Genomic DNA, 10,243 nt, shown 5'->3' on the forward strand with positions numbered 1-10,243 from the left:
CGGGCCGGTGGCACCGTCGGCGCCTGCAGGTCCGGTCGGGCCGGTGGCACCGTCGGCGCCTGCAGGTCCGGTCGGGCCGGTGGCACCGTCGGCGCCCGCAGGTCCGGTCGGTCCGGTCGGGCCGGTGGCGCCGTCTTCGCCGTCGGCGCCTGCGGGGCCGGTCGGGCCGGTGGCGCCGTCTTCGCCGTCGGCGCCGTCTTCACCGTCGGCACCCGCGGGGCCGGTCGGGCCCGTCGGCCCCGCGGGCCCCGTGGGGCCGGGCTCGCCCTCGTGACCCTGGTCGCCGTAGTCGTCGCAATGGCCGTCTTGGCATTCGTCGCCGCTCGGGTTGGCGCCAGAAGCTATGGCGGCGACTGTCTTCGTGTGCTCCATCGCGAGAGCCGGGCTGGCCATGCCTGTGAGTACGAGAGCGAGGGATGCAAGGCTGCTGCCCGCAATCCAAGTGCTCCGCCTGGGGAGCGGGAGCGGCCCGAGTGAGGAACGTGTCCTGGAGTCAGGGCTCATGCGGTCTCCTGTTTTCGCGAAGTCGAATAGTCACGCCACCCCGGCTGGGGCGACACTCACATCATTACCATCTGCGATTGATCGCGCACTTTGTGTGACGTTGCCGCTCCGTCCGAGCTGCCGTCCTGTTGTGATCATGCGCATGGCAATCTCAGGGCCGGCTTTGACGTGAAACGGCCAGCTCCGTGACACCTGCTTCGTGTACCCACTCCGTGAGGCAAGGGGGGCAGTCGGTCTCGCTCATAACAGGAATCGGCGTTGCGTCGACAATCCTTGAGTCGAAGTGTCTAAAGTGGCGGCGACTTCCTTCCACGTGATTCGACTTTTATCGTCATGCCCGATTGGAAACTCGAAGGTAGGGCCAGAACCATGAAACCGACCATCTGCCTCTGCATGATCGTAAAGAATGAATCGGCCGTGATTGAGCGGTGTATCGCTTCGGTACGCGACATCGTCGACACCTGGATCATCTCTGACACAGGCTCGACGGATGGCACCCAGGATCTGATTCGAAAAGCCTTCGATGGCGTCCCCGGTGAGCTGCACGACGACCCCTGGGTTGACTTCGGAGTCAATCGAACGCTCAACATCGAACGCGCCCGCGGGAAGGCCGACTACCTGCTTCTTATGGACGCCGACATGACCATCCGGCAAGAAGGGCCATTGCCTTCGCTGTCCTGTGCGTCCTATATGATCCCGCACGCCGGAAGTCTCTCCTACCGGATCAAGCGTCTCGTCCGCGGCGATTTGCACTGGCGCTACGAAGGCGTGACGCACGAGTACCTCACTGCCGACGAGGAGCACGAACAGGAGAACCTCGACGCCCTCGTGATCGAGCACTTCGCTGACGGCGGCTCCCGGCACGACAAGTTCGAACGGGACATGGCCCTCCTGAGCTCGGAGCTCGAGCGCGATCCTACAAACGCGCGCAGCACGTTCTACCTGGCCCAGACCATGCGTGACATGGGTCGCACAGAAGAGGCGATCGCCCTTTACGAACGCCGTGCGGAGATGGGGGGCTGGGGAGAGGAGATCTATTACGCGCTCCTGCAGGCAGGAATCCTCAAGGATGAGTCCGGTGACTGGCCGGGAGCAATGGATACCCTCTCGCGGGCATGGGAACAGCGGCCGCAGCGCCTTGAAGCATGCTTCGAATTGGTCTCACGGCTGCGCAAGCGTGGAAACTATCGTGCTGGGCATGCCTTCGCGTGTGCGGGGATCAATCGCGTGGAGCCCGACGATATCCTCTTCACTCACCCATGGGTCTACACGTGGGGGCTGCTCTTCGAATATTCCATCGTTTCTTACTGGGCAGGGGATATTCAGGGTTCCCTCGAAGCATGTGACCGCCTCCTGGCGATTCCTGATCTGCCGGAAGCATATCGTCTGCAGACACTGCGGAATCGTGATTTTGCCGTCGCCCGGCAAGCCGAGACATCGAGCAGTGCCGAGGGGGGAACGTCGCGGACCTCCGGGGCCGAAATGTAGACGCGGCCACGTGCGTCAGGCGTTCTCGATCGTTCTCGGCGACTCGGCCAATGGTAGTACTTACTGCTGCTGCCCGACCCAGTAGGCGAAACGGGTCTCCGTGATGTGTGCGTCCGGCCCGGGAACAAGTCGTGGTTTCCAGCTGTGCGGCTCGTTGCTCTGGTGTGGGGAGACCGGAGGGGATCGAGGCCGTCCTGGCTGCGGAGTTCCAGGTGTTGTTGCCGCATCTCGACGAGCGGCAGCGTCGGCTGGCCATAGGGGCGGAAGCGCTGTCGTCGGGGCATGGTGGGATCAGGCTCGTCGCTGCCGCGGCTGGGGTTCGGGAGGGCACGGTCTCGCGCGGAGCGGATGAACTGGAGTGTGGTCAGGCTCTGTTGGGGTGGGTCCGTCGTCCTGGTGGGGGCCGGAAGAAGGCTGTGGACCTTCCTGACTGCGAGTACCTTGCGCAGAAGCTCGTCGAGCTGGAACAGGCCGGGGCCGGCGATCTCCACCACGCGTTGACCGGGGTGCCGACCGCGGTGCGCCCGACGGCCACGGCCACGTCGTCCGAGTGGCTGGGCTGGAACTTGACGGGGGCCAGACGCACGGTGTCGCCCTCGGTGGACATGTCCGCGATCGCTTCGACGAACTCGAAGGGGCGATGCGCGACAGGACGGCGTCCGGGCGCTCGTCGGGCTGCTCGACCAAAAGGGTGGCGAAGGCCGCCACCGAGCCGGCCAGTGCCTCGCGCTGGGCGCCGGTGACCTGGTTGGTCCGGTTGAACAGGTGCCGCAGCAGTTCGGGACACTCCTCGAACTTCCGCCGGTAGAACAGCTCCGTGATCGTGTTCAGATGAATTGATATCGCCCGAGAGGGGGCAGGGGGTGTCGCCCTCGCATGCGACTGCTTCCCGGTCGCCCTCCGGTGTCCTGACCAGATCCCCCACGCGAGTGCTCCGGCCCGCATCGGTGAGCGTCAGCCCGCCGTTGCGTCCGCGCCGTGTCTCGATCACCGCCAGGTGGTGCAACTGGGCGATGGCCTTCGCCGTGTGCGTATAGGGGACGGGTTGCATGTGAGACGCGTATTTGGGAGGGGCCGGCACCAGAACGCCGAGGGCGCGCACACCGAGCGGGCGGTCAGGCCCAACTCCGTGTGCGCGCCTCGGGTTCAGCTGTCCGGCGCGATCGGTACATCTGGCCTAGCGGCCCAGGACGATGCCCTTCGTCGTGACGCCGGTGCGGTTGTCGTAGACGACCGCTCCCGTCGACTTCTTCCAGATCTTGATGCGGTACGTGTCCGGCCCGTCCGTCACCGTGATGCGGAACGCGTAACCGGTGGCGCCGTTGACCGTGCCGGAGCCCTGGTACACGGCCTTGGAGCCCGTGACCACCAGCCAGTCGGAGGACGTGGCGCGGAACTTCACGACCGGTCCCGCCGGCTTGCCGGCCTTCTCCGGCTTGAAGTCGAAGGTCGCCGTGCCCGTCGGGACCGTCGCGTTCTTCTTGTAGAGGGCGGCGAAGGAGAAGGCCGCCTTGCCGGACAGGGCGAGGTCCGCCGGGTAGGCGCCCGGCCGGGACGCGATCACGCCGGCGCCCGCTGCGGAGCCCTTGGGGTCGTAGACAATCAGCTCGGGGAGCTGGGCGGTGTCCGAGGCCCCGTCGTCGTCGGTCACCGTGATCACCGGGCTGTGGATGCCCGCCGACAGATAGGCGTGGGTGGCCTCGCAGATGCCGCCCGTGACCTTGCCGGACGTCGGTGCCGTGCCGTCCTTCCAGTCGATCTTGCAGGTGTACGTGTCGGACCGGCCCGGGTCGGTGAACGTGACCTTGATCCGGGCGGGGGTGCCCTTGCCGGCCGGTACCGGGGTCTTCGGGCCCTCGGCCGAGACGATGGCCGGCGGCGCGTTCGTGACCGTCACCGTCAGCGTGTCGGTGCTGCGGCCTCCGGTCAGTGTGACCTCGTACGTGCCGTTGTCGGTGCAGGTGATCGACGTCGGGACGGTGGTCCTGCTTGCGACCGTGCAGGGGGTCGTGGCTCCCACGCTCCACACCGGGGTGGCTGCCCCCGAGACGGTGCCCGTGAGCGGGATCGCGCTGCCCTCCTGGCCCGTGGTGTCCGGGCCCGCGTGGACGATCGTCACCGGGTCGATGCTCGACAGGGTCGGGACGACCTTCTTGATCAGGCCGGCGGCGTCGAACTCCAGCTTGTCGATGGTCGTTTCGCGGTGCATGCCGTCGCCGCCGGGGATCGCGAAGCGGTGGTAGGCGATGTACCAGTCGTCGGTGTTCGGGACGTGGACCACCGAGTGGTGGCCGGGGCCCTTGATGCCCAGGGAGAGGTCCTTCTCCAGGATCAGACCGCGCTTGGTCCAGGGACCCGTGGGCGAGGAACCGGTCGCGTAGGCCACCTGGTAGTTCTCGTCGCGGGTGTCGTTCTCCGACCACATGAAGTAGTAGGTGCCGCCGCGCTTGATGACGAACGTGCCCTCGTTGTAGTTGGGCGGCGTGATGTTGGTGACCTTCGACGCGTCGAAGGAGACCATGTCGTCGTTGAGCGGGACCACGTAGGCGCGGCCGTTGCCCCAGTACAGGTACGACTGGCCGTCGTCGTCGGTGAAGAGCGCCGGGTCGATCATCTGGCCCGTGTAGGCACCCGCCTTCAGCAGCGGCTTGCCCAGCGGATCCTTGAAGGGACCGGTCGGCGAGTCCGACACCGCCACGCCGATGTTCGCGTCGGCGGAGAAGTAGAAGTAGTACTTGCCGTTCTTCTCGCCCATCGTCGGCGCCCAGGCGCGGCTGTCGGCCCAGCTGACGTCGGGACCCAGGTCAAGGATGACCCCGTGGTCCTTCCAGTGGACCAGGTCGGTGGAGGAGTACGCCTTGAACTGCGTACCGCTCCAGCCCTCGAAGCCATCGGTGGTCGGGTAGATGTAGAAGGTGTCGCCGAAGCGCACGATGTTCGGGTCCGCGTTCAGGCCCGGCAGCACCGGGCTCTTCATCTCCACGGCCGTCACCGTCCAGGTGCGCTTCTTGCCGTCCGAGCCGGTGACCTCGTACGTGACCGGCTTGGTGAAGTCGCGGACCGTGCCCGACGCCGGGCTGATCGCCGCACCGTGGGCCAGCGTGAACTCCGGTGCCAGGGCGGTCAGTTCGGTGCCGGGGGTGACCGGCAGCGTGATCTTGCTGCCCGCGTCGTCGAGGATCGCGCCGACCTTCAGCGCGGGGTGGGTCGCCGCGGCGATCCCGGTCGTGTTGCCGGAGATCTCCAGGACCTCGGCCGGGGAGAGCGCCCGGTTGTAGATGCGGAAGTCGTCGACCTCGCCGCCGAAGTACGGGTCGGGCGAGTACATCGACTTGCCGATGTAGCCGGAGTAGCCCTTCGAGGCGTCGTACAGGTCGGACGGCTTGATGACGACGTCGGTGACCCGGGCCGTCTCGGCGCCGTCCACGTAGAGGATCGCCGTGCCGGTGGCCCCGTTGAGGGTGACCGTCACGTGCTTCCACTGACCGGCGGTGAGCTGCGCGCCCCCGATCATCTGCTTCTCACCGGACCAGGTCGCCTTGGTGATCGCGGAGAAGAGCTTCCCGGCGCCGTTGGACGGCGTGGCGAACAGGTACTTGTTGTTGTCCGGGCCGAGGCCGAACAACCACTGGAAGTTGTCCCCGCCCTTCCACTTCACATACGTGGAGACGGTGACGCTGCTGGTGTCCTTGAGGACGCCGTTCGGGATGCTGACGTACGGCGACGTGGACGAGCTGTTGCCGCCGGCCATCTTGAAGGAGCCGCCCTCGACTCCCGTACCGAAGTCGGGAGTTCGGACGTACGTGCCGTGGTAGCCGTGGCCGCTGGAGTCACGGGCGATGTTGCCGCCCGTCTCGTCGAAGTCGTAGTGCAGGACCAGGTCGGCCGGGACGTCCGGGCCTTCGGCCGAGACCGTGACGGTGGCGCGGACCGGGAGGGCCTCGCCGTTCGGGAGGGCGCCGAGCACCGTGAAGGTGCCGGGCTGGGCGTACGCCGACGCCGGGACGGTGTCCCAGGTGACGGAGACGGGGCGCTTGACGCCGTCCGCGTAGGTGGCGATGACCGTGCCCGGGAGGACCGGGGCCTCACCGGTGCGCGTCTTGACCGTGATGTCCTCGACGGATGCGACGAGTTGGTCCGGCTGGTAGGCGTTCAGCAGCCGGTCGTACTCGGCCTGGGTGACCGGGAGTACCGTGCCGTGGCGGGGCTCCGCGGGGAGGTCGTAGTCCGTGGAGGGGGTCCACACGCCCGACGCGAGGTCCGTCGTCTCGAAGGGGATGTAGCCGCGACCGCCGAACTCGTCGAGGAACGCGTACCACTTCTCCTCGGTGTTCGACTTGAACACCAGGGGACCCTCGGCCGCGCTCATCGCGCCCTTGCCGATGCCCTCGGCGACGGCGGTGTAGGACGGGTTGAGGATCGAGTCGCTCTTCTCCTCGAAGATGAACTTGCTGTTCGGCGTCGAGGAGGAGTTGTTCCGCTCGTCCTTGGACAAGCGGTAGTAGGTGTCCTTGTCCTTGATCATCGTGGAGTCGATGACCGAGTAGCCGCGGTCGATCCACACCTTGGGCTCGCTGAAGGTGCGGAAGTCACGGGTCGTCGCGTACATCATGCGGTTGTACGTGTCGCCGGAGTGGTCGGCGTTGTCGTACAGCTTCGAGGCCCAGAAGACGACGTAGGAGCCGAGGTTCGTGTCGTAATAGGCCTCGGGCGCCCAGGTGTTGCCGGCCGCGTCGGGGGAGACCTTCACCAGCCGCTGGTCGGTCCAGTGGACCAGGTCGGTGGACTCCCACACCATGATGGACTTGCTGCCCGTGCGCTGCGAGGCGTCCCAGTCGCCGTTGCCGTAGATCCGCAGGTCCGTGGCGATCTGGTAGAACTTGTCGCCCTCGGGGGAGCGGATGATGAACGGGTCGCGCAGGCCCTTCTCGCCGAGCGTGGACGTCAGGACGGGCTTGCCGTCGTTCAACTCCCGCCACTTCAGCGGGTCGTTGCCCTTGCTGAGGGCCGCGTAGAGCTGTTCGCCGTCCGAGGTGCCCTCGCCGGTGAAGTAGCTGAACATGTAGCCCTTGAGGGCTTCCTTCACGGGGAGTTCGGGGACCTTGGCCGTCAGGACGCGGGTCGCCGTGGCGCTGCCCTTGGTGACGGTCGCGGTCAGTTCGACCGTCGTGGCGCCGGCTCCGTGCGCGGGGCGGTGCACCACACCGTCGGTGGCGATGACGGCGGGGTTCGCCGAGGACCAGGCAACAGCCGTACCGAAGGCGCCCGTTGACGGAAGAGTGAGGTTCCCTCGTACGTCATCGATGTCCGGGACGGTCAGCGCCTCGGCGGCCTGCCGGGTGGCCGTGGCGTCGTCGAAGGTGGCCGGGACCGTGACGTCGAAGGTCTTGGTGTCGCTCACCGGGCCCTTCTTCAGGGTCGCCGTGAGCGTGGCGCGGCCGTCCGGCTGCCCGGCGGCGGGGCGGGTGACGGCGCCGGAGGACGACACCACGGACGCGTTGTCGCTCGCCCAGGTGATGGCGGAGCCGCCCGCCGGGCCCGCGCTCGGCAGGGTCAGGTCGGCGATCACCGCGCTGGTGTCGCCCAGCGTCAGGGCCGACTTGTCGGCGGCGACGCCCTGCGTGGCGACGGGGAGGGAGAGTTCCTCGACCTCCGTGCCGGCCAACGCCCGGTTGTAGACGCGGAAGTCGCGGATGTTGCCCTTGAAGAGGTTGTCGCCGGGGTAGACCGACTTGCCTATGTAGTTGGCGGTCGTCGTGCCCGAGCCGATGGAACCGGGTGTGAGGGTGACCGCCGTGTTGCGGCCCACCTCCACGCCGTCCTCGTAGAGCACGCCCGTGGTGCCGGTCTGGGTGTAGGTGATCTGCTTCCAGACGGCGCGCTGGAGGTTCGTGCCCGGGGACCGGGTCGTCTGTTCCGTCGACCAGTTGCCGCTGGCGATGGAGGTCCGGTAGGAGTTGCCCGTGGTGAACAGGTAGCCGTTGCCGGCCGTGCCGCTGGTGTTGCCGAAGCCGTAGATGAAGTACGGGTTGGACTGGGTGGAGTCGATCTTCACGTCCATCGAGACGGTGATCGAGTTCAGGCCGCTCATGATGTTGTCCGGCACCTTGATGTAGGTGTCGGAACCGTTGAAGCCCAGTCCCTCGCCGGAGTTCGACCAGCCGGCGGTGCCGTTGACCGTGCCGGTACGGCCGTTGCCCGAGGCGTCCGCGACGGCGGTGCCGGAGGCGGCGTCGAGCTTGTACCAGAGGGCGAGCCCGTCGGTGATGTCGGCCGCGGCGGCCTGGGCGGAGGAGGACATCGCCAACGGCCCGGCGAGCCCGAGGAGAAGCGATGCGGCGGTCAGTCCGGCGAGCCGTTCCGACCAGGATCTCGTACGGCCGCGCGATCTCGCGAGTTGCATCGTGTGGGCTTCCTCTGTTCAGGCACGGGGGAGGTAACGGGAGGGATCAGATTTCGTCTGTGTGACCTCGCGTTGCGAGAGTGTCAATCGCTGCGACCGGGAGCGTCAAGGGTTTTCGAACAACGTTCGGCAGGTCGGACAACTTGTTTTAACGCGACGGACGTCAACCGGAACCGAACCTGTCACAAACGTTGACGTGTGCACCTCGCGTACCTATGTTCTGGTCGAAGTTACGTACATTGTCCGGGATTTCGAACAATGTGAATGAGATGTGAATGAGAAGGGACCCGTTGTGTTCCGTACCCGTCACTGGTTGACCCTCTTGGCGGCGCTGCTGGCGCTGCTCGTGCCCGTCGCCATCCAACCCGCCGTCGCGGCCGAGGGGCGCCCGTACACGAACCCGGTCAAGTCCCAGAAGGGCGCCGACCCCTGGCTGGAGTACTACAACGGCAACTACTACCTGGTCACCACGTCCTTCACCGGCGTCCTGACCATGCGCAAGTCGCCGACCCTGGCCGGCCTGTCGACGGCGGCCAGCGTGCAGGTCTGGAGTGACACCACCTCGACCCGCAACAACAACTTCTGGGCGCCCGAGCTGCACTTCCTCGACGGCCGCTGGTATCTGTACTACTCCGGCGCGCCGAGCGGGGCCGCGTGCTGCGACGAGCAGCGGACGTACGTCGTGGAGAGCGCCGGCACCGACCCGATGGGTCCGTACACCTTCAAGGGCCAGCTCACCGGGTCCAATCTGACGCCCGGCGGCTGGCTCATCGACGCCACCGTGCTGAAGTACAACAACAAGCTCTACCTGGTCGGCAGCGGCGCCATCGGCGGCAGCAAGCAGAGCCTGGTCATCGCGCCGATGACCAACCCGTACACGGTCAGCGGTTCCACCTTCAGCCTCATCTCCCAGCCGACGCTGGCCTGGGAGACCTCCGGGGCGCCCGTCAACGAGGGCCCCGAGCCGCTCTACCACGACGGCCGGACCTTCCTCACCTTCTCCGCGAGCTACTGCGTGACAGCCGACTACAAGCTCGGTCAGCTCGAACTCACCGGCACCGACCCGCTGCTGGCGTCGTCCTGGACGAAGAAGCAGACGCCCGTCTTCCAGCGCAACGACGCGGCCGGGGTCTACGGGCCGGGCCACAACGGGTTCTTCACCTCGCCCGACGGCACCGAGAACTGGCTCGTCTACCACGCCAACGACTCGGCCTCCGGCGGCTGCGGCAACGGCCGCACGACCCGCGCCCAGAAGTTCACCTGGAACGCGGACGGCACCCCGAACTTCGGCACCCCGGTCGCGCTCGGCACCACCCTGCCCGGCCCGTCCGGCGAGACCGCGGTGACCCCGACCGCGTACACGCTGGTGAACCGCCAGAGCGGCAAGTGCCTTGACGTGGAAGGCGGGAACACCGCCGACGGCACCAACATCTTCCAGTGGACCTGCAACGGCGGAAACAACCAGAAGTGGCGCATCGAGGACCAGGCGAGCGACACCAGCCGACTGGTCAACGTCGCCACCGGCAAGGTGATGGACACCGCGGCGTGCGCCACGGCCGACGGGACCGATCTGCGCCAGTGGTCCTGGCTGAACAACAACTGCCAGAAGTTCAGGCTCGTCCACACCGCCACCGGTGACTACGTGCGCATCGTGAACGAGTCCACCGGCAAGGTCGCCGACGTCGCCGACTGCTCCACCGCGAACGGCGCCGACGTACGGCAGTGGTCCTGGCTGAACAACAACTGCCAGCAGTGGCAGCTCAAGCCCACCACCTGAACCGCTGGTCAGTGACGTGAGTGTGGCCCAACCGGAACTCCGGTTGGGCCACACTCACGTGACGTGCAGTC

General features: G+C 66.9%; 4 protein-coding genes and 3 pseudogenes. 3 read left to right on the forward strand and 4 right to left on the reverse strand.

The features are described from left to right. On the reverse strand, positions 1 to 393 hold a 393-nt coding region (locus tag ACH4TV_RS20520), incomplete at its 3' end, for a hypothetical protein (protein ID WP_398399994.1). Between the two features lie 480 nt (positions 394 to 873). Between ACH4TV_RS20520 and ACH4TV_RS20525 the strand changes: the two genes are divergently transcribed. Both ACH4TV_RS20525 and ACH4TV_RS20530 read left to right on the forward strand, forming a co-directional pair. Then, complete coding sequence (locus ACH4TV_RS20525; RefSeq protein WP_398399996.1) at positions 874 to 1,992, forward strand: glycosyltransferase; 1,119 nt, start codon at positions 874 to 876, stop codon at positions 1,990 to 1,992. A gap of 164 nt (positions 1,993 to 2,156) precedes the next feature. After that, positions 2,157 to 2,417: pseudogene (locus ACH4TV_RS20530) on the forward strand (ISAzo13 family transposase); the annotation flags it as partial. 196 nt (positions 2,418 to 2,613) lie between these two features. On the opposite strand, the pseudogene ACH4TV_RS20535 reads toward ACH4TV_RS20530, so the two are convergent. From ACH4TV_RS20535 to ACH4TV_RS20545, 3 genes and pseudogenes are all read right to left on the reverse strand, one after another. Then, positions 2,614 to 2,835: pseudogene (locus ACH4TV_RS20535) on the reverse strand (hemin transporter); the annotation flags it as partial. A gap of 1 nt (position 2,836) precedes the next feature. Further along, a pseudogene (locus ACH4TV_RS20540) lies at positions 2,837 to 3,034 on the reverse strand (Rrf2 family transcriptional regulator); the annotation flags it as partial. Between the two features lie 135 nt (positions 3,035 to 3,169). Beyond that, the gene (locus ACH4TV_RS20545; RefSeq protein ID WP_398399998.1) at positions 3,170 to 8,395 is read right to left on the reverse strand and encodes a family 43 glycosylhydrolase; all 5,226 of its coding nucleotides are present in this window, start codon (positions 8,393 to 8,395) and stop codon (positions 3,170 to 3,172) included. Positions 8,396 to 8,687: 292 nt separating this feature from the next. Between ACH4TV_RS20545 and ACH4TV_RS20550 the strand changes: the two genes are divergently transcribed. Further along, complete coding sequence (locus tag ACH4TV_RS20550; RefSeq protein WP_398400000.1) at positions 8,688 to 10,172, forward strand: family 43 glycosylhydrolase; 1,485 nt, start codon at positions 8,688 to 8,690, stop codon at positions 10,170 to 10,172. The last annotated feature ends 71 nt before the right edge of the window (positions 10,173 to 10,243 follow it).

Source organism: Streptomyces sp. NPDC020898, assembly GCF_044333925.1.
GTDB lineage: Bacteria > Actinomycetota > Actinomycetes > Streptomycetales > Streptomycetaceae > Streptomyces.